The sequence below is a fragment of the Shinella yambaruensis genome (assembly GCF_022899355.1).
GTDB classification, from domain to species: domain Bacteria; phylum Pseudomonadota; class Alphaproteobacteria; order Rhizobiales; family Rhizobiaceae; genus Shinella; species Shinella yambaruensis.
The window spans coordinates 171,366-190,200 of sequence record NZ_JALJCK010000005.1; the positions used below are offsets into that span (position 1 = coordinate 171,366).

Below are 18,835 nucleotides of genomic sequence, written 5' to 3' on the forward strand. Positions count from 1 at the left end.
GAGCGAGGCTCGCCTACATATGCGCGATCGGCGCGCCCCAGCCACCCCAGATGTAGATGGAGAAGAACAGGAAGAGCCAGACGACGTCGACGAAGTGCCAGTACCAGGCGGCCGCCTCGAAGCCGAAGTGCTGCTTCGGGGTGAAATCGCCGCGCATGGCGCGGATGAGGCAGACGATCAGGAAGATCGTGCCGACCAGGACGTGGAAGCCGTGGAAGCCGGTCGCCATGAAGAAGGTCGCGCCGTAGATGGATTCCTTGAAGGCGAACGGCGCGTGGGCGTATTCGTAACCCTGGACGAAGGAGAACAGCACGCCGAGCGCCACCGTCAGCGCGAGGCCGTTGACGAGGCCCTTGCGGTCGTTGTGCAGCAGCGCGTGGTGCGCCCAGGTCACGCAGGTGCCCGAAAGCAGCAGGATGACCGTGTTGTAGAGCGGCAGGTGCCAGGGATCGAGCACCTCGATGCCCTTCGGCGGCCAGACGCCGCCGGTATGCTCGACGCGGGCGGCCTGGATGGCCTCGCCCGGGAAGAGGCTGGCGTCGAAGAAGGCCCAGAACCAGGCGACGAAGAACATCACCTCGGAGGCGATGAACATGATCATGCCGTAGCGCAGGTGCAGCGAGACGACGCGCGTGTGGTGGCCCTCATGGGCTTCCTTCACCGTATCCGCCCACCAGGCATACATGGTGTAGAGCGTGATCAGGAGGCCGATGTAGAAGATCCACGGATTGGCGAAGTTGATGCCGAACAGGCTGAAGGCACCGCCCGAAAGGTAGCGCATGTAGCCGATACCGCCAAACGCCAGGATGAAGGCGCCGATGGAGGCAAGCAACGGCCACGGGCTGGGGTCGATGATGTGGTAGTCGTGTTTCTTCTGATGCGCATCGGCCATCTGACTTATCCCCAATGTATCGCGTTCCGTTCCCGGCATAGCCGGAAACGCATGGTATTCAAAGCTTGTTCGCGTCGTCCACCTTCGCCTCCGCAGCCGAAGCCACCGGCTTCGACGCCTCATGCGGATAGAAGGTATAGGACAGCGTGAGCGTGTGGATGCCCTTCGTCTCGACCGGCTCGACGATCGCCGGGTCGACGAAGAAGACGACGGGCATTTCGAGTTCCTCGCCCGGCTTCAGCGTCGTCTCGGTGAAGCAGAAGCACTGGACCTTGTTGAAATAGGCGCCGGCGGCCTGGGGCGTGACGTTGAACGTCGCCTGGCCGGTCGTCGGCGTCGAGGCGTTGTTACGTGCCTTGTACAGGACCTGCACGGTCTCGCCGATCTTCAGCTCGACCTCGCGCTGCACCGGCTCGAAGCTCCAGGCGAGGCCCGGGCCGACATTGGCGTCGAAGCGCACCTTGATCGTCCTGTCGAGGATGACGTCGGAGGCCTGCTCGACGCGCTGCGTCGTGCCGCCATAGCCCGTCACCTTGCAGAACATCTCGTAGAGCGGCACGGCCGCATAGGCCATGCCGACCATGCCGATGACGAAGGAACAGCAGATGGCGACGATCGTGCCGTTGCCCAATCCGCTTTTCTCAGGCCCGCTTTTCTCGGTCTTCTGCAGCTCGCTCATCGTCAGCCCGCCATTCCGCCGGAGAACTTGACGAGGGTTATGACGTAGAACAGCACGACGAGCCCCAGGAGCACCGCACCGAGCGCGATGTTCCGGCCGCGGCGCGACTTCTTCTGGCTTTCCGTGAGATTGACCGTTTCCATTACAGCACCCATCCAAGCGACGCGACCAGGTGGTCGACCATCAGGCCGGAGAAGACCGCGAACAGATAGACGATGGAGAAGGCGAAGAGCTTTTTGGCCGGCACCATCGCGCGGTCGCCTTCCGGCATGCGCAACACGCCGACAGAATACCACACGAAGCCGAGACCGAGGGCTGCGGCAAAGAGACCATAGCCGAAGCTGGCGAAACCGAGCACGGTCGGCACGACGGCGATGACGGCGGTCAGGACGGCGTAGACAAGGATCTGTACCTTCGTCGTCCACTCGCCGGCGACATTCGGCAGCATCGGCACGCCGACGGCGTCGTAGTCGCGCATCTTGAAGAGGGCGAGCGCCCAGAAATGCGCCGGGGTCCACAGGAAGGTGATGAGGAAGAGAACGACGCTCTCGACGGAGACGCCACCGGTAACGCAAGCCCAGCCGATCATCGGCGGGAAGGCGCCGGCCGCGCCGCCGATGACGATGTTCTGCGGCGTCGAGCGCTTCAGCCACATCGTGTAGATGACGGCGTAGAAGAAGATGGTGAAGGCGAGCAGGCCCGCCGAGAGCCAGTTGACCGCAAGGCCGAGGATCGCGACCGAGAAGGCGGAGAGCGTCAGGCCGAAGGCGAGCGCTTCTTCCGGGCGGATGCGGCCGGAGGGGATGGGACGCTTGGCGGTGCGGGTCATGACCGCATCGATGTCCGCGTCGTACCACATGTTGAGGGCACCGGAGGCTCCGGCGCCCACGGCGATACAGAGGATCGCGATGGCGCCGATGAGGGGATTGATCTCGCCCGGCGCGACGATGAGGCCGGCAAAGGCCGTGAAGACGACAAGCGACATGACGCGCGGCTTCAGGAGCTCGAAGAAATCACGCGGCGACGCTTCGGAGAGGTAGACCTCGCCGCCGCCCGGAACCGTTTCGTGATGCTCGATGACCGCCATGTTCTTTACCGTATCGTTCCGTTGTCAGAGAGAGCAAACCTCATGCCTCCTCCCTCTCTTCCGTCATCCTCGGGCTTGACCCGAGGATCCACGCCACCCCCCTCCGGCGTGCCGTAGGGAGTGGATCCTCGGGTCAAGCCCGAGGATGACGGAGGGTGGGGCGTGGGCCGCTGCCCAACGAACCGTCGTCTCCGCCAACATTCACGCGTTCTGCATTCACGTGTTCTGCAAGTCAGGGAGCCGCCGTTTCCGGCGGCCCCAATCTCAAAAGATCCTACTTGATCTTCGGGAGCTGTTCCCACTGGTGGAACGGCGGCGGCGAGGAGAGCTGCCATTCCAGCGTGTTGGCACCCTCGCCCCACGGGTTGTCTCCGGCGACGCGCTTCTTGGCGAAGGCTTCGAAGACGCCGAAGAGGAAGATCACGACGGCGAAGGCCGAGATGTACGAGCCGTAGGACGACACCGCGTTCCAGCCAGCGAAGGCATCCGGGTAGTCGATGTAGCGGCGCGGCATGCCGGCAAGGCCGAGGAAGTGCTGCGGGAAGAAGATCAGGTTCACGCCGACGAACATGACCCAGAAGTGCAGCTTGCCGAGGAATTCCGAATACATGTAGCCGGTCATCTTCGGGAACCAGTAGTACCAGGCCGCGAAGATGGCAAAGACGGCGCCGAGCGACAGGACGTAGTGGAAGTGGGCAACCACGTAGTAGGTGTCGTGCAGGGCGCGGTCGAGGCCGGCATTGGCGAGCTGGACGCCCGTGACGCCGCCGACGGTGAACAGGAAGATGAAGCCGATCGCCCAGACCATCGGCGTGGTGAAGCGGATCGAACCGCCCCACATCGTCGCGATCCACGAGAAGATCTTCACGCCCGTCGGAACCGCGATGACCATCGTGGCGAAGACGAAGTAGCGCTGCGTGTCGAGCGACATGCCGACCGTGTACATGTGGTGTGCCCACACGATGAAGCCGACGGCGCCGATGGCGACCATGGCATAGGCCATGCCGAGGTAGCCGAAGATCGGCTTGCGCGAGAAGGTCGACACGATGTGGCTGACGATGCCGAAGCCGGGCAGGATCAGGATGTACACTTCCGGGTGACCGAAGAACCAGAACAGGTGCTGGAAGAGGATCGGGTCACCGCCGTTTTCCGGCGCGAAGAAGGCCGTGCCGAAGTTGCGGTCGGTCAGAAGCATAGTGATGCCGCCCGCCAGGACCGGCAGCGAGAGCAGCAGCAGGAAGGCGGTGATCAGCACCGACCAGGCGAAGAGCGGCATCTTGTGCAGCGTCATGCCCGGGGCGCGCATGTTGAGGATCGTGGTGATGAAGTTGATCGCGCCGAGGATCGAGGATGCGCCGGCGATGTGCAGGCCGAGGATCACGAAGTCCATGGCAGGACCCGGCTGGCCGGAGGTCGAGAACGGCGGATAGATCGTCCAGCCGCCGCCCGCGCCGTAGGCGCCCGCCGGGCCTTCGACGAACATCGAAAGGAGAACCAGCAGGAAGGCCGGGATGATCAGCCAGAAGGAGATGTTGTTCATGCGCGGGAAGGCCATGTCCGGCGCGCCGATCATGATCGGCACCATCCAGTTGGCAAAGCCGCCGATGAGCGCGGGCATGACCATGAAGAAGATCATGATGAGCGCATGCGCCGTCGTGAAGACGTTGAACATGTGCTTGCCGCCGTCGATGGCGGCATCGCCCTCGAAGCCGTAGACCATCTGGGCGAGACCGTGGAAGATCTGGATGCCCGGCTCCTGCAGTTCCATGCGCATCACCACCGACAGCGTACCGCCGATGATGCCCGCACAGATCGCGAAGATCAGGTAGAGGGTGCCGATGTCCTTGTGGTTGGTCGACAGGAACCAACGCTGGAAGAAGGTGAGCGGCTTGTGTTCGTGGTGATCGTGGTGATCGCCGTGGGCAGCGGATGTTCCGGCCATGGTCTCGACTCCCTTGGAATTACTGCGCGGCGTTGGCGGCGACGTTGACGGACTTCGCCGCACCGTCGACCGACGCCATCAGGGCTTTGTTTGCATCGCCGAGATTCGTCGCGGCGGCGGCAAGCCACGTATCGTACTTCTCCTGCGAGACGACGCGGATGGCGATCGGCATGTACGCATGGTCCTTGCCGCACAGCTCGGAACACTGGCCGTAGAACAGGCCTTCACGGTCGGCCTTGAACCAGGTTTCGTTGAGGCGGCCCGGCACGGCGTCGATCTTCACGCCGAAGGAGGGCATCGCGAAGGCGTGGATCACGTCGGCAGCGGTGACGAGGAGACGGACATGCTTGCCGACGGGAACGACGACCTCGTTGTCGACGGCGAGAAGGCGCGGATAGACGCCCTTGTCTTCCTTGCCGGCGGCGGCGCGATCGCCTTCCTGGAGCAGGATGCTGTCGAAGGAGAGCGGGCTTTCGCCGATCTGGTATTCATAACCCCAGTACCACTGGTAGCCGGTGGCCTTGATCGTCAGTTCCGGCTCTTCCGTGGGGGCGAGCTGCTTGGTGAGGAGCTGGAAGGAGGGAACGGCGAGGAAGAGGAGAACGATGACCGGGCCGAGCGTCCAGACGACTTCGATCGCCGTGTTGTGGCTGGTCTTGGACGGGACCGGATTGGCGCCTTCGCGGAACTTCACGACGACGACGACAAGCAGCGCGAGAACGAACAGGGTGATCGGGACGATGAACCACAGTGTGTACTGCTCGAACCAGCGGATCTCTTCCATGATCGAGGTCGCAGCGGGCTGGAGGCCCTTCTGCCAGTCGAACGGCTGATCAGCGAAAGCGGTGGAAGCAAAGAGCAGACAGCCGATCGCGGCCAGAACTGCAAAAGCTTTGTTTTTCACAACGTATCTCCCCAAGGCGTTTGATCGGGATCAAACAGACGCGCAGAATCCCTGCTATACTGAGTGCTTAAAACCACAGTTTCATGCTCGCCGCAACAGCCATGGGGGACACCCCGTGCGGCATTTTTGCGCAAAAGCAAAAGCATGGCCCCGCTCCCCACAGTTTCTTCACAATCCTCTATAGCATGAAAGGTTTGGCTGCGCCGATCCCGCCGCACGCCCCCTCGCCCGGCCTCGTCCGCCTGCCTGCGGCGCCTCGCCCGCCCCGCGCAAGGCCCCTATTATAATGAGTGGGCGGGCCGTCCAATTTCCGCCTTCAATCAATTGGAAATGAGCGCCCGGGGCTTTTCATTTCGCCGCCGCCCCTTCAAAGATAGGCCCGACTGATTCGAGATTCCGAGGTTTTCATGGGTTTTGCTCCCCTTTCCCGGCTGTCCCGCACGGCACTTGGCCTTGCCGCGCTCGGATTCGGCGCTCTCGCGCTTCCCTCCCTTTCGGCAGCCCAGCAGCCCGGCACGGTGAAATCGAACCATGGCGCCTGGTCGATCGTCTGCGACCAGCCGGCCGGCGCCTCCGGCGAACAGTGCGCGCTGATGCAGAACGTGCTGGCCGAGGACCGGCCCGAGCTCGGCCTCTCCGTCGTCGTGCTGAAGACCGCCGACCGCAAGGCGAAGATCCTGCGCGTGCTGGCGCCGCTCGGCGTGCTCCTGCCGAACGGCCTCGGCCTCAATGTCGACGGCAAGGATATCGGCCGCGCCTATTTCGTGCGCTGCTTCTCGGACGGCTGCTATGCCGAGGTCGTGCTGGAGGACGAGCTGCTGAAGACCTTCCGCTCCGGCGCGACGGCGACCTTCATCGTCTTCCAGTCGCCCGAGGAAGGCATCGGCATCCCCGTCGACCTCAAGGGTTTCGGCGAAGGCTACGACGCGCTGCCGTAAGCCCGCTTCCGGGCGGGCTTGCCGCCCGCCCACCGGGGACTTACATGAGCCCCAAGTCCATTGCTTGCGGAGCCTCCCATGAACACCGACCTCCTCTCCCTCTTCGACGCCGACGAGGCGTCCGTGCAGGCGGTGCTGAAGGAGGCGCTCGATAGTGCCGACGATGGCGAGCTCTTCCTCGAGCATGCCCAGGCCGAATCCCTCTCCTTCGACAATGGCCGCCTCAAGGGCGGCAGCTTCAACACCGACCAGGGCTTCGGCCTTCGGGCCGTCGCCGGCGAGGCGGTGGGCTATGCGCATTCCGGCGAGATGACGCTTGCGGCGCTGAAGCGCGCGGCCGATGCGGCGGGCGCCGTCACGCGCGGCTATTCCGGCGACTATGCCGCCGCGCCGCAGGGCACCAATCGCCAGCTCTATACGCCCGACAACCCGATCGGCGCGCCGAGCTTCGAGCAGAAGGTCGCCCTCCTCACCGAGATCGACGCCTACCTGCGCGCCAAGGACCCGAAGGTGCGGCAGGTGACGGCCTCGATCGCCGCGAGCTGGCAGGTCGTCAACATCCTGCGCGCCGACGGGCACCGCGTCACCGACATCCGCCCGATGACCCGCGTCAACATCTCCGTCGTCGCCGGGCAAGGCGACCGGCAGGAGACCGGCAGCTACGGCATCGGCGGGCGCACCACCTTCGACGCGTTCCTCACCGAGGAGAGCTGGCGTTTCGGCGCGGACGAGGCGCTGCGCCAGGCGCTGGTCAACCTCGAGGCCGTCGAGGCGCCGGCGGGCACGATGGACGTGGTGCTCTCCTCCGGTTGGCCGGGCGTCATGCTGCACGAGGCCGTCGGCCACGGGCTGGAAGGGGATTTCAACCGCAAGAAGACCTCGGCCTTCGCCGGGCTGATGGGCGAGCAGGTCGCCGCCCGGGGCGTCACCGTCGTCGACGACGGCACGATCGACAACCGCCGCGGCTCGATCACCGTCGACGACGAGGGCACGCCGTCGGCCTATAACGTGCTGATCGAGGACGGCAAGCTCGTCGGCTACATGCAGGATAGGCAGAATGCCCGCCTGATGGGCATGAAGGCGACCGGCAACGGCCGCCGGCAGGGTTACGCCCACCGGCCCATGCCGCGCATGACCAACACCTACATGCTTTCCGGCGACAGGACACCGGAGGAGATCATCGCCTCCGTGAAGAACGGCCTCTATGCCGTCTCCTTCGGCGGCGGGCAGGTGGACATCACCTCCGGAAAATTCGTCTTCGGCTGCACGGAAGCCTATCTCATCGAGAACGGCAAGGTGACGGCGCCGGTCAAGGGCGCCATGCTGATCGGCAACGGGCCGGACGCCATGCGTCGCGTCTCGATGGTCGGCAACGACACGAAGCTCGATACCGGCATCGGCAATTGCGGCAAGGCCGGCCAGTGGGTCCCGGTCGGCGTCGGCCAGCCGCATCTGCGCATGGACCAGGTGACGGTGGGCGGCACCAAGGCCTGATCCCGCAAGCTCCCCTACCGTTCCGCAACCCCTCATCCGCCTGCCGGCAGCTTCTCCCCGCAAGCGGGAGGGCAATCATATCTGACGAGGCGTCCCCCCCTCTGGCCTGCCGGCCATCTCCCCCTCAAAGGGGGGAGATTAGATGGAGCAGCGTTTCGCCTCGCTCTAACGTTGCTGATCAAGCAAGGTTTTTGCCTCTTGCCAATCTCCCCCCTTTGAGGGGGAGATGGCCGGCAGGCCAGAGGGGGGGCGCAACATGCCGCCCTGCTTGATGCGATTGCCTTCCCACAGACGGAAAGAAGGTCGCGGCAGCGGGATGAGGGGCAGCCGGACCTCGGCCTCAAGGACCGCCAGAGACGGCAAAGCGCTGCAACAGCCATTGCCGGAAGGCGCGGGCCTCCGGGGAGAGGCGCTTGAAATCGCGGGCGACGAGCCAGTAGGCGCCGTAGCGGATCGAGATGTCGAAGAGCTGCACGAGACGCCCTTCGGCGATGTCCTCGGCCGCGAAGGCGCGGTCGACCAGCGCGATGCCGTGGCCGCGCAGCGCCGCCTGCAGCACGAGATTGCCTTCGGTGAAGATCTGCGCCCGCCCGGGCGGCACATCCGGCAGGCCGGCGGCGGCGAACCAGCGTTGCCAGGCGCTGCGGTTCTCCTCGTGCAGCAGCGTATAGGCGAGGATATCGGCCGGCACGCGCAGCGGCGGCCCCTCCGCCATCAGGCAGGGCATGATCACGGGCACCAGCTCCACGTCCGCCAGATGCTCGGCCGCAACGCGCGGCCAGGCCCTGGCATCCATGCCGTGCCGGATGGCGATTTCCGCCTCGTGCGTGCGGAACTCGATGAGCCGCATGTCCGATTCGACCACAACGTCGATCTCGGGATGGTCAGCATGGAAATCGTCGAGATGCGGCACGAGCCAGCTTGCCGCGAAGGAAGGCTCGGAGCTGATCTCCAGCAGCCCGCCGCCGCGCCGGCCGCGGATCTCCGACAGGCTCGCATCCATTGCGTCGAAGGCGCGCGACAGGACGTCGAGCAGCGCCTCGCCGGCGGAGGTGAGGCGCACGCTGCGATGGCGGCGCTCGAAGAGCGGCTTGCCGAGCTCGGCCTCCAGCTCCTTGACCTGCCGGCTCACCGCGGCCTGCGAGACGAGCAGTTCCTCGGCCGCCAGCGTGAAGCTGCCGAGCCGGCCCGCCGCCTCGAAACTCCTGAGCGCCGTGAGCGGCAGACGTCCGCGTTTCATCGCATAACCTCAAGTCATCCGAAATCGACGATAAACTCGTTTGAGCCGCAGGGGCAAGCGGGCGGACACTCCGTGCAGACCGAAAGCACGGAGAACGACGATGTTCGACCCCATCACCCGCATCTTCATGGATGTCATCCGCATCCTCACCTTCCAGACCGGGCGGCCGGCGCCGCCGCGCCACAGGAAAGCCGTTGTTAACCACTCGGATACCGACCGGGTGCGATAACGGCCGCGAGAGACGAAGGGACAACGAAGACGACATGCCGATCCGCAGTGTCATGCGACAGGGACTGAGGCGCGCCGTGATCACCGGCGGGCTGGAGTTCGCGCACCTGGCCGAACGCGTCGGGCTGATGGCGTCCGCCCGCGGCATGGGCGCGATCTTCACGCTGCACCATGTGCGGCCGAAGACGCCGCAGGCCTTCGATCCGAATGCGCATCTGGAGGTCACGCCGGAATTTCTCGATGCGGCGATCGAATACCTCACGGAAGAAGGCTACCAGTTCGTGGCGCTGGCCGACATGCCGGCGCGGCTCGCCATCGCGCGCGCCGGCGAGCGCTTCGCCGCCTTCACGCTGGATGACGGCTACCGCAACAATGCGGTCCATGCCCAGCCGGTCTTCACGCGGCACAAGGTGCCGTTCACCGTCTTCGTCTCACCGGGCTTCACCTGCAAGACCCACGGCATCTGGTGGGAGACGCTGACGGAACTTCTGCGCACCGCGCCCCATCTGGAATTCGATTTCGGCTCCGGCGCGATCGCCATGCCGCTTGCCACGCCCTTCCAGAAACAGGCCGCCTATGCCCGGCTCGCCCGCTTCATCCAGGCAGAGATGGAGGAGGCGGCAGCGATCGAGCGCCTCGATGCGGCGGCAAGGGCCCATGGCATCGATCCGCTGATGATCACCGAACGGCTCGTCATGCGCGAACCGGAGCTGAAGAGCCTCGTCGTCAACCCCCTTGCCTCGATCGGCGCCCATACGGTGAGCCACCGCGCCCTCGCGCGCCTCGGCGACGAGGAGGCGCGCCACGAGATGGACCAGTCGGCCGCGCGCATCGCCGACATCGTCGGCCACCGGCCGGACACGCTCGCCTATCCCTATGGCGACCGCGCCGCCGTCTCGCCGCGCGAGCACAAGCTTGCAAGGGACCTCGGCTTCCGCGTCGCCGTCACCACGGATCCGGGCACGCTTTCGGCCCGCTCCTTCGACGCGCCGACGACCCTGCCCCGTATCTCGCTGAACGGGCACTACCAGAAGCCGAAATATGTCGGCGCGCTGGCCTCGGGCATTCCCTTCCGGCTGATGCGGCGCTGAGCTATGGCCTCCGCACGTTCAGGAAACCGTTCCATGCTGCGCCCCCCTCTGGCCTGCCGGCCATCTCCCCCTCAAGGGGGGAGATCGGCTAGAGGCGAAAACCTCGCTCAAATTGCAACGCTAAAAAGAGGGCAAAATGCCGCCCCATCCAATCTCCCCCCTTGAGGGGGAGATGGCCGGCAGGCCAGAGGGGGGTATGCCGCCATAGAACACGGCGGTCCCGAATTTTCACGGATACATCCTGACCTTCGTCCAGCCCGCGCCGTCCTCCGTGCGGCGGAATTCCACGCGGTCGTGCAGGCGGAAGGGGCGGTCGTGCCAGAATTCGATCGAGACGGGCCTGATGCGGAAGCCGGACCAGTGCGGCGGGCGGGGGATCTCGCCGATGGCGTAGCGGGCCGTGTATTCGGCGACGGCCTTTTCCAGCGCGAAGCGGCCTTCCAGCGGGCGCGACTGCTTCGACGCCCAGGCGCCGATGCGGCTGCCGCGCGGGCGCGAGGCATAATATTCGTCGGCCTCGGCATCGGTGACGATCTCCACCTCGCCGCGGATGCGCACCTGGCGGCGCAGGGACTTCCAGTGGAAGCACATGGCGGCCTTGCGCGCGCCAAGGATCTCCACGCCCTTCCGGCTCTCGAAATTCGTGTAGAAGACGAAACCGCGCGCATCGAACCCCTTGAGCAGGACCATGCGCACATTCGGCAGGCCCGCCTCGTCGACGGTGGCGAGCGCCACCGCGTTCGGGTCGTTCGGCTCGGTCTTCCCCGCCTCCTCCAGCCATGCGCCGAAGAGGGAATAGGGTTCGTTTTCCTCGGTGAAGTCACCGCTTGTTAACGCATTTTCGCTCATATTCGATTCAATGCCGATCTATTGGCTGCATGAGGCAGGTTGGAGTGGACGTCATAGCAAAGTCGCGAGCGCAGACAAAGCCATACGGGGCACATTGCCTTGCGGTTGTTGTCGTGACCCTGTGCGGCGCCTCTCTCTCGGGCTGCATGGGCGGTCTCGACCTCTTCGACGGCGGCAAGGTGGATGCCGTGCGCACCAGTTCCGTGCCCGCCGGCACGGAGCGGCTGACCGACGAGATCACCGTGCGCAATGCCGTCTCCTCCGCCGATCTTGCGCGCATCGGCGGCAGCCCCATTCCCTGGGCGAACTCCGCCTCGGGCAGCGCCGGCGTCATCAGCAGCATTGCGGAAAACCGCGACAATGCCGGGCGGCCCTGCCGCGATTTCGTGACGACGCGCCATTCCTACCAGGGCATCGCCAACTATTCCGGCCGGACCTGCCTTGCCAGTTCCGGCGAATGGCTGCTGCTCGCCTTCGACCTGCAGGGTTGAGGGCGCGCGATCTTTGCGATTTCTCAACTCTGACCCGTAACGAGTGATTAGGACGTTCATCGCTATCATGGCGGGCAAAACGGCAACGGGTGGAAGTTATGCGTGACCCCTATTCGGTGCTCGGTGTGAAGCGGAACGCCGGGCAGGAGGAAATCAAGGCTGCCTGGCGCTCGCTGGCGAAGGCCGTGCATCCCGACCAGAATCACGACGATCCCAACGCCACCGTGCGCTTCACCGAGGCCGGCCGCGCCTACGACATCCTGCGCGATCCCGACAAGCGCAGCCGCTATGACCGCCAGCAGCGCGAGGCCGAACTGCGCCGCATGGAGCAGATGCGCCGCCAGCAGGCCGAGCGCAAGACGAAGAGCGAGGCGCCGCCGCGCATGTCGAACGAGGATGCGGAGGACATGATCGCCCGCATCTTCGGCGTCGATTCGCGCGGCCAGCCGGCGGAGACCAAGGCACAGGCCCAATCCCAGGCGCAGCCTCGCCCGCAGGCACAGGCACAGGCGACCGCAGGCCCCGCCCAGGACGCCCGCAAGGCGACCGACGAGCCGGACGCGGAGAAGGCGGCACCAGGCCGCGGCGTCGCCCCGGCGTCCAACCTCATCTCCGCCATCATCCGCCGCATCCGCGGCAGCCGCGCCAAGGTGGAAACGGCGCCCGACTTCGTCGCAGACGTCGCCGTCAGCGTCGAGGACATCCTCAACAAGGTGCGCCCGACCGTCGAGACACCGGACGGCCAGACGCTGCGCGTGCCGGTCGGCGCCGGGTCGACCGACGGCCAGGTGATCCGCCTCAAGGAGGCCGGACACCGTATCGAGGGCCTTAGGCGCGGCGATGCCGTCCTTACCCTGCGCGTTATTCCCGGCCGCTTCCGGGTCGACGGTTTCGACCTCAAGGTCGACCTGCCGGTGACGATCGAGAATGCCGTGCTCGGCTGCGAGACGACCGTCGAGGGCCCGCTCGGGACCCTCCCCGTGACGGTTCCGGCCTGGTCGGGCTCCGACCAGCAGATCCGCATTCCCGGCGAAGGCCTCGTCATGGAGAACGGCGAGCGGGGCGATCTCGTCGCCGAAATCCGCCTCCTCCTGTGGGAAAAGCCGGACGACAAGATGATCGACCTGATGCGCAGCCTGCGCGAAGGGCTCTATCTTTAAGCGCTTCGTGACGCTTTCATAAAACATGCACCCATTGTTACGTGTGCTAACAGTTCCTGAACCCCCGCGCGCTTGAACGCCATTGCCGCCTATGCCATAGGCAAACCTGACTTACGTATCAGGGGGCAAACCATGGTTCAGGCATCTGGTCTGATGAAGGGCAAGCGCGGCGTCATCATGGGCGTCGCCAACAACCGTTCCATCGCCTGGGGCATCGCCAAGGCTATCCACGCACAGGGTGGCGAGATCGCCCTCACCTACCAGGGCGATGCGCTGAAGAAGCGCGTCGAGCCGCTGGCCGCCGAAATCGGCGCGGTGCTGGCCGGCGATTGCGACGTCTCCGACGAGGCGTCGATCGACGCCGTCTTCGAGAACATCGAGAAGACCTGGGGCAAGATCGACTTCCTCGTGCACGCCATCGGCTTTTCCGACAAGGACGAACTGACCGGCCGCTATGTCGACACGACGCCGGCGAACTTCGCCAAGACCATGCAGATCTCGGTCTATTCCTTCACCTCCGTCGCCCGCCGCGCGGAAAAGCTGATGACCGACGGCGGCTCGATGCTGACGCTGACCTATTACGGCGCGGAAAAGGTCATGCCGAACTACAATGTCATGGGCGTCGCCAAGGCCGCGCTGGAGGCGAGCGTAAAGTATCTCGCCGTCGACCTCGGCCCGAAGAACATCCGCGTCAACGCCATCTCGGCCGGCCCGATCAAGACGCTCGCGGCCTCCGGCATCGGCGACTTCCGCTACATCCTCAAGTGGAACGAGTACAACGCGCCGCTGCGCCGGACCGTCACCATCGAGGAAGTGGGCGATGTCGGCCTCTACATGCTCTCCGATCTTTCGCGCTCGGTGACCGGCGAGACCCATCATGCGGACAGCGGCTACCATGTCGTCGGCATGAAGGCCGTCGATGCGCCGGACATCTCCGTCGTCAAGGACTGATACAGGCCTTTCTCCCGAGGTTTCCCGCCTTGCTCATCTACATGATCCGCCACGGCCAGACCGCGTGGAATGCAGAGGGCAGGCTGCAAGGCCAGAAGGACATCCCGCTGAACGAGACCGGCCGCCGCCAGGCGGCCGGCAACGGCGCCGCCCTCAAGGGCATTCTCGGCAAGAAAGCCGGCGATTTCGATTTCGTCGCAAGCCCGCTCGGGCGCACACGCGAGACCATGGAGATCCTGCGCGGCGCCATGGGGCTCGATCCGCTGGCCTACCGCACCGATGCCCGCCTCGTCGAAGTCTCCTTCGGCGACTGGGAGGGCCATACGCTGCCCGAACTGATGGCCGAAGCGCCGGGGCGGGTCGAGGAGCGCAGCCGCGCGAAATGGAACTTCATTCCGCCGGGCGAAGCGGCGGAAAGCTACGAGATCCTCTCCTGGCGCGTCGCCTCATGGCTTGCCGACGTGCGCAAGCCGACCGTCTGCGTCAGCCATGGCGGCGTTTTCCGCGCGGCCTTCCGCCTCAACGGCATGGACGAGGAGGAGGCGGCCAACACGCCGATCCACCAGGACCGCGTGCTGCGCATCGACGCGACGGGAATGCACTGGCTCTGAGGAGCGAAGGCTCCTTACCTGCCTGCCGGCATCCTCTCCCCGCAAGCGGGGCGAGCAGCGATGGGCTCGCCGTTTTCCTGCATTCAGCCCATTTCCGGAGGAAGGAGCGGCACGGCATTCCCCTTCTCCCCGCCCGCGGGGGAAGGTCCCGGCAGGGGGATGAGGGACGACCCTCTACTGGATGATCTCCAGATCGTTGATGACGCGCTTGCCGTCGACTTCGGTGTAGAAGACCAGCACCTTCACGCCCGGCTCCAGGCCTTCGAAGTTGAACTCCTCCGGCGCCTGGTACTTCTTGCCGTCGTCCAGCGAGAGGCTGAGATTCGTCGTGTCGACATTCGTGATCACCGCCTCCACGTCGGCGCTTTCGGCCGAAGCGGCGAGCGGCGAGAGAAAAACGGCCGTGGCCATCAGCGCGGCGATCAGAAAGCGCATCTTGCGAACCTCTGGGAATGAATCAGTCTTTTTGCTGGCCATGTCAGATGCCCCCCAAATATGGCGAAATTCGCCCGCCCCCGCGCGCGTCACGAAATGGATGGCCGGAAAGGTCAGGCGAATCAAGGCGCACCGCCGGCTCGTCCCCCGAATTGACGGACAAGTCGGCAACGCTCCTGTGGACGGAGCCGCCGTATCGGATGGGAAGTGCAAGTATTTCAGCTGCTTATAAATGCAATTTTAACAATGCCTCACTTACCGTTTTGCGATCATCGGGGACCGCCGTCTTGCACCTTCCAGCCGCCCTTCGCCACGCTCTGGCGTCCATAGCAGAATGGGCGAAGCCATCGCTCGTTCCGGCGGCCATCGCCGGCTGCGTCATCCTGACGGCGGGCGTCATCTACGAGCGGCAGAACGAGCGCATCTATCACAACGAGCTGCAGAACCATGTCGCCGGCGATCTCGCGCTGGTCGGCGCCCGGCTGCAGAGCCAGGTGAGCAGCAACGTGGCGGCGCTGCGCAGCGTCGCCAACATGTTCGCCGTGGCCCCCGAGCAGGCGACGCTGCAGTTCAATGTCTTCGCCCGCAAGCTGATGCTGCAGAACGCCCATTTCCGGCGCGTCGGCGTCGCGCCGGACGGCATCGTCCGGCAGGCCTTCCCGCTCGACGGCAACCAGCACTATCTCGGCACCGACTTCAACCGCTTCCCCTCCTTCCGCCAGGCCGCCCAGGCGGACCGTTCGCGCGGGCGACCGCTGATGTTCGGGCCGGTGCAGTTCGCCAAGGGCGGTCGCGGCTTCAACCTCTTCATCCCGGTCTTCACCAATGCGGGCGCGCGGCACTATTTCTGGGGCTACATCGACGGCCTGATCGACGAGCGCAAGCTCTTCAGCGATGCCGGCCTGTTCGATCCCGACCAGGCCGCCCTGCACGGCGCGCAACGGCATGAGACCGACATCCAGCTCGCCATCCGCGATGTCAGCGTGCCGGACAATATCGTCGATCCGTTCTTCGGCGATGCGGAGATCTTCGAGAAGGATCCCGTCGTGCAGGCCCTCGACTTTCCGGGCGGCCGCTGGGAACTGGCGGCCATTCCGGCCAAGGGCTGGCACCATCCGCCGGAAAACCTCACGCAGGTCCGGCTGATCATCGTCGCCGCCGCCCTCGTCATCATCGTGCCGATCTTCCTGACCGGCGGCCTCGTCAGCGAGCGCCAGCGCAACATCGCCCGCCTGCGGGCGCGCGAACGCCAGGTGCAATCGCTCTCCCAGCGCCTCGACATCGCGCTCGACGCCTCCAAGATCGGCATCTGGGAAGTCGAGCTCTCGACCGGCGCGCGCAACTGGGACGCGCAGATGCATCGCCTGCACGGCTTTCCGGAGAACGAGACGCCGAACGACCACGCATGGCGTTCCGTCCTTCACCCGGAGGACGTCGCCACCACCAGGGCCGAGATGGATATGATCCGTGCCGGCGGCAACGACTACAAGTCGCAGTACCGCATCCTCATGCCGGACGGCAGCTGGCACTACATCCGCAATGTCGGCTCACGCCTCGTCGGCCCGAACGGCGAGGAGAAACTGACCGGCATCAGCTGGGACGTCACCGAGGACGTGCTGCTCAACCAGGCGCTGAAGAGCGCCAAGGACCATGCCGAGGTGCAGAACGCCGAGCTTGCCAAGCTGACGCAGCGCCTCGACCTCGCGCTCGATTCCTACGAATGCGGCCTGTGGGAAGCCGACCTGGAGGACGGCCTGACGCTGTGGGACGACCGCATGCACCAGCTCTACGGCGTCACGAACACCGGCGAGCGCATCACGCACGAGACCTGGATCAACGCCATCCACCCCGAGGACCGTGCGGAGGCCGAGAGCAAGGCCACGCAGACCATCAAGGAGAACGTGCCCTATCTGCGCACCTCGCGCGTCGTGCATCCTGACGGCTCCGTGCGCCACGTCCAGTCGGTGGGCAAGCTGCATGTCGGGCAGGATGGCCGGCGCAAGCTCGTCGGCCTCGCCTTCGACGTCACCAACGACATGCAGATGACCGCCCGCCTGCGCGAGGCCAAGGAACAGTCCGACCGGCAGAATGCCGAGCTCGAACGGACCAGCCGCCGCCTCGACCTCGCGCTCGATTCCTACCAGTGCGGCCTGTGGGAGGCCGACCTCGACCTCGGCCGGACCTACTGGGACGAGCGCATGCACCAGCTCTACGGCCTCGCCTTCACCGACGGCATCGTGACGCACGAGGCCTGGCTCGAGGCGATGCATCCGGACGACCGCGCCGCGACGGTCGAGACCGTCAACCACTGCATCGAGCACCACCTGCCCTACGTTCATGAGGCCCGCGTCGTGCTGCCGGACGGCGAGGTCCGCCACGTCCGCTCCGTCGGCAAGGTCCATCTCGGCCAGGACGGCAGCCGCAAGCTCATCGGCCTTGCCTTCGACGTCACGGAAGACGTGATCCTGAAGGAGAACCTGAAGGCGGCCAAGGAGCAGGCGGACGCCAAGAATATCGAACTGGAACAGGCGAAGGTCCGCATCGAGCACAATGCGCTGCACGACCCGCTGACCGGCCTCGGCAACCGCCGCAAGCTCGACGACGAGCTGACCGGCATCGCCGCGCGCAGCGAGACGAAGGACGCCCGCGTCGGCATCCTGCATATCGACCTCGACCGCTTCAAGCAGATCAACGACACGCTCGGCCACGCCGCCGGAGATGCGCTGCTCGTGCATGCCTCGCAGGTGCTGCGGGCCTGCGTGCATGCCGGCGACCTCGTGGCGCGCATCGGCGGCGACGAATTCGTCGTCGTGGTGACGAACACGACGGACCAGACCTATCTCAGCGCGCTGTCGCGCCGCATCATCAGCCTGATGCAGCAGCCTGTCGAATATGAGGGTCATCTCTGCCGCTTCGGCGTCAGCATCGGCATCGCGCTGACCGAGGGCCGGTCGATCGACACCGCCAAGCTGCTCGTCAACGCCGATATCGCGCTCTACCGCGCCAAGGCGCTCGGGCGGAACCGGCACGAATTCTTCACCGAGGCGCTGCAGGCCGAGATCATCTCGAACAAGCGCATCGCCGACGACATCCTGGCCGGCATCGAGAACAACGAGTTCGTGCCCTACTACCAGCCGCAGATCGACGCGGGCACGCTGAAGCTCGCCGGCGCCGAGGCGCTCATCCGCTGGAACCACCCGCGCGACGGGCTGCTCACGCCCGACCGGTTCCTGAAGATCGCCGAGGACCTCAACGTCATGGCGACGCTCGACCGCATCGTCCTGGAAAAGGCGCTGCTGGACTGCGCCCGCTGGGCCGCCCAGGGCCTCATCATGCCGAAGATCTCGGTCAATGTCTCGGCGCGGCGCCTCAGGGACGAGAGCCTGATCGACAGCCTGACGGGCCTGTCCATCCAGCCCGGCCAGATCGCCTTCGAGCTGGTCGAATCGATCTTCCTCGACGAGAGCGACGACGTGGTGCTTGCCAATCTCGAACGCATCAAGGCGCTCGGCATCGACATCGAGATCGACGATTTCGGCACCGGCCACACCTCCATCGTCAGCCTGCTCAAGCTGAAGCCGAAACGGCTGAAGATCGACCGCCAGCTCGTCGCCCCCATCCTCACCTCGCGCAACGAGCAGGCGCTGGTTCGCTCGATCATCGAGATCGGCCGCTCGCTCGGCATCGAGATCGTGGCGGAAGGCGTGGAGACGATGGCCCATGCCGAAATGCTCGGCCTGCTCGGCTGCGACCTGCTGCAGGGCTATGCCTTCGCCAAGCCGCTCTCCCGCGACGCCTTCCTCGCCTTCGGCAGCGAGATGCGTTGGAAACTGGCGTCCTAGA

Annotated in this window: 18 protein-coding genes; 9 read left to right on the forward strand and 9 right to left on the reverse strand. The window is 65.4% G+C overall.

The features are described from left to right. Nucleotides 1–13: 13 nt before the first annotated feature. The 6 genes from MUU56_RS13425 to coxB all read right to left on the reverse strand — a co-directional run bounded on the left by MUU56_RS13425 (nt 14) and on the right by coxB (nt 5,504). On the reverse strand, nt 14–892 hold the full coding sequence (locus tag MUU56_RS13425; RefSeq protein ID WP_244767795.1) for a cytochrome c oxidase subunit 3: 879 nt from the start codon (nt 890–892) through the stop codon (nt 14–16). A gap of 58 nt (nt 893–950) precedes the next feature. Then, nucleotides 951–1,571, reverse strand: coding sequence for a cytochrome c oxidase assembly protein (locus MUU56_RS13430; RefSeq protein WP_244767796.1), 621 nt, complete (start codon nt 1,569–1,571; stop codon nt 951–953). Nucleotides 1,572–1,573: 2 nt separating this feature from the next. After that, on the reverse strand, nt 1,574–1,714 hold the full coding sequence (locus tag MUU56_RS13435) for a hypothetical protein (RefSeq protein ID WP_244767797.1): 141 nt from the start codon (nt 1,712–1,714) through the stop codon (nt 1,574–1,576). Next, nucleotides 1,714–2,658 (reverse strand): heme o synthase, encoded by a 945-nt coding sequence (locus MUU56_RS13440; protein WP_244767798.1) that lies wholly within the window; start codon nt 2,656–2,658, stop codon nt 1,714–1,716. The genes MUU56_RS13435 and MUU56_RS13440 overlap by 1 nt, the downstream gene beginning before the upstream one ends. Nucleotides 2,659–2,932: 274 nt before the next feature. Further along, entirely contained in the window at nt 2,933–4,600 is a 1,668-nt protein-coding gene (gene ctaD, locus MUU56_RS13445) for a cytochrome c oxidase subunit I (protein WP_244767799.1), read from the reverse strand. 19 nt (nt 4,601–4,619) lie between these two features. Further along, nucleotides 4,620–5,504 carry a cytochrome c oxidase subunit II gene (coxB, locus tag MUU56_RS13450; protein ID WP_244767800.1) on the reverse strand — a complete coding sequence of 295 codons (885 nt, stop codon included), beginning with the start codon at nt 5,502–5,504 and terminating at the stop codon, nt 4,620–4,622. A gap of 407 nt (nt 5,505–5,911) precedes the next feature. Here coxB and MUU56_RS13455 point away from each other — a divergent pair, with 407 nt between their 5' ends. Then, nucleotides 5,912–6,442, forward strand: coding sequence for an invasion associated locus B family protein (locus tag MUU56_RS13455; RefSeq protein ID WP_023512268.1), 531 nt, complete (start codon nt 5,912–5,914; stop codon nt 6,440–6,442). 78 nt (nt 6,443–6,520) lie between these two features. Beyond that, nucleotides 6,521–7,936 (forward strand): metalloprotease TldD, encoded by a 1,416-nt coding sequence (tldD, locus tag MUU56_RS13460; RefSeq protein ID WP_244767801.1) that lies wholly within the window; start codon nt 6,521–6,523, stop codon nt 7,934–7,936. Nucleotides 7,937–8,276: 340 nt separating this feature from the next. Here the strand turns inward: tldD and MUU56_RS13465 are convergent, their stop codons facing one another. Beyond that, a complete protein-coding gene (locus MUU56_RS13465; protein WP_244767802.1) occupies nt 8,277–9,176 on the reverse strand; it encodes a LysR substrate-binding domain-containing protein in 900 nt (299 codons plus the stop codon). 100 nt (nt 9,177–9,276) lie between these two features. Here MUU56_RS13465 and MUU56_RS32665 point away from each other — a divergent pair, with 100 nt between their 5' ends. Both MUU56_RS32665 and MUU56_RS13470 read left to right on the forward strand, forming a co-directional pair. Then, the gene (locus tag MUU56_RS32665; RefSeq protein WP_263194278.1) at nt 9,277–9,405 is read left to right on the forward strand and encodes a hypothetical protein; all 129 of its coding nucleotides are present in this window, start codon (nt 9,277–9,279) and stop codon (nt 9,403–9,405) included. 34 nt (nt 9,406–9,439) lie between these two features. After that, nucleotides 9,440–10,495, forward strand: a complete 1,056-nt coding sequence (locus MUU56_RS13470) for a polysaccharide deacetylase family protein (protein ID WP_244767803.1) — start codon at nt 9,440–9,442, stop codon at nt 10,493–10,495. 228 nt (nt 10,496–10,723) lie between these two features. Here the strand turns inward: MUU56_RS13470 and pdxH are convergent, their stop codons facing one another. Further along, a complete protein-coding gene (gene pdxH, locus MUU56_RS13475; protein WP_244767804.1) occupies nt 10,724–11,344 on the reverse strand; it encodes a pyridoxamine 5'-phosphate oxidase in 621 nt (206 codons plus the stop codon). Between the two features lie 44 nt (nt 11,345–11,388). Here pdxH and MUU56_RS13480 point away from each other — a divergent pair, with 44 nt between their 5' ends. The 4 genes from MUU56_RS13480 to MUU56_RS13495 all read left to right on the forward strand — a co-directional run bounded on the left by MUU56_RS13480 (nt 11,389) and on the right by MUU56_RS13495 (nt 14,557). Beyond that, the gene (locus MUU56_RS13480) at nt 11,389–11,835 is read left to right on the forward strand and encodes an RT0821/Lpp0805 family surface protein (RefSeq protein ID WP_398432127.1); all 447 of its coding nucleotides are present in this window, start codon (nt 11,389–11,391) and stop codon (nt 11,833–11,835) included. Nucleotides 11,836–11,933: 98 nt separating this feature from the next. Further along, nucleotides 11,934–12,995, forward strand: coding sequence for a DnaJ domain-containing protein (locus tag MUU56_RS13485; RefSeq protein ID WP_244767806.1), 1,062 nt, complete (start codon nt 11,934–11,936; stop codon nt 12,993–12,995). 132 nt (nt 12,996–13,127) lie between these two features. Further along, nucleotides 13,128–13,946 carry an enoyl-ACP reductase FabI gene (fabI, locus tag MUU56_RS13490; protein WP_244767807.1) on the forward strand — a complete coding sequence of 273 codons (819 nt, stop codon included), beginning with the start codon at nt 13,128–13,130 and terminating at the stop codon, nt 13,944–13,946. A 29-nt stretch (nt 13,947–13,975) separates the two neighbouring features. Then, the gene (locus MUU56_RS13495) at nt 13,976–14,557 is read left to right on the forward strand and encodes a histidine phosphatase family protein (protein ID WP_244767808.1); all 582 of its coding nucleotides are present in this window, start codon (nt 13,976–13,978) and stop codon (nt 14,555–14,557) included. A gap of 174 nt (nt 14,558–14,731) precedes the next feature. Here MUU56_RS13495 and MUU56_RS13500 read toward each other — a convergent pair whose 3' ends face one another. Then, complete coding sequence (locus MUU56_RS13500; RefSeq protein ID WP_023511842.1) at nt 14,732–14,992, reverse strand: DUF1344 domain-containing protein; 261 nt, start codon at nt 14,990–14,992, stop codon at nt 14,732–14,734. 287 nt (nt 14,993–15,279) lie between these two features. Between MUU56_RS13500 and MUU56_RS13505 the strand changes: the two genes are divergently transcribed. Next, a complete protein-coding gene (locus MUU56_RS13505) occupies nt 15,280–18,834 on the forward strand; it encodes a bifunctional diguanylate cyclase/phosphodiesterase (RefSeq protein WP_244767809.1) in 3,555 nt (1,184 codons plus the stop codon). Nucleotide 18,835: the final 1 nt, after the last annotated feature.

Bases quoted from the DNA above. Each gene is read 5' to 3' on its own strand.
- MUU56_RS13425 (WP_244767795.1), bottom strand. From the start codon at position 892: ATGGCCGATGCGCATCAGAAGAAACACGACTACCACATCATCGACCCC.
- MUU56_RS13430 (WP_244767796.1), bottom strand. From the start codon at position 1,571: ATGAGCGAGCTGCAGAAGACCGAGAAAAGCGGGCCTGAGAAAAGCGGA.
- MUU56_RS13435 (WP_244767797.1), bottom strand. From the start codon at position 1,714: ATGGAAACGGTCAATCTCACGGAAAGCCAGAAGAAGTCGCGCCGCGGC.
- MUU56_RS13440 (WP_244767798.1), bottom strand. From the start codon at position 2,658: ATGGCGGTCATCGAGCATCACGAAACGGTTCCGGGCGGCGGCGAGGTC.
- ctaD (WP_244767799.1), bottom strand. From the start codon at position 4,600: ATGGCCGGAACATCCGCTGCCCACGGCGATCACCACGATCACCACGAA.
- MUU56_RS13455 (WP_023512268.1), top strand. From the start codon at position 5,912: ATGGGTTTTGCTCCCCTTTCCCGGCTGTCCCGCACGGCACTTGGCCTT.
- tldD (WP_244767801.1), top strand. From the start codon at position 6,521: ATGAACACCGACCTCCTCTCCCTCTTCGACGCCGACGAGGCGTCCGTG.
- MUU56_RS13465 (WP_244767802.1), bottom strand. From the start codon at position 9,176: ATGAAACGCGGACGTCTGCCGCTCACGGCGCTCAGGAGTTTCGAGGCG.
- MUU56_RS32665 (WP_263194278.1), top strand. From the start codon at position 9,277: ATGTTCGACCCCATCACCCGCATCTTCATGGATGTCATCCGCATCCTC.
- MUU56_RS13470 (WP_244767803.1), top strand. From the start codon at position 9,440: ATGCCGATCCGCAGTGTCATGCGACAGGGACTGAGGCGCGCCGTGATC.
- pdxH (WP_244767804.1), bottom strand. From the start codon at position 11,344: ATGAGCGAAAATGCGTTAACAAGCGGTGACTTCACCGAGGAAAACGAA.
- MUU56_RS13485 (WP_244767806.1), top strand. From the start codon at position 11,934: ATGCGTGACCCCTATTCGGTGCTCGGTGTGAAGCGGAACGCCGGGCAG.
- fabI (WP_244767807.1), top strand. From the start codon at position 13,128: ATGGTTCAGGCATCTGGTCTGATGAAGGGCAAGCGCGGCGTCATCATG.
- MUU56_RS13500 (WP_023511842.1), bottom strand. From the start codon at position 14,992: ATGCGCTTTCTGATCGCCGCGCTGATGGCCACGGCCGTTTTTCTCTCG.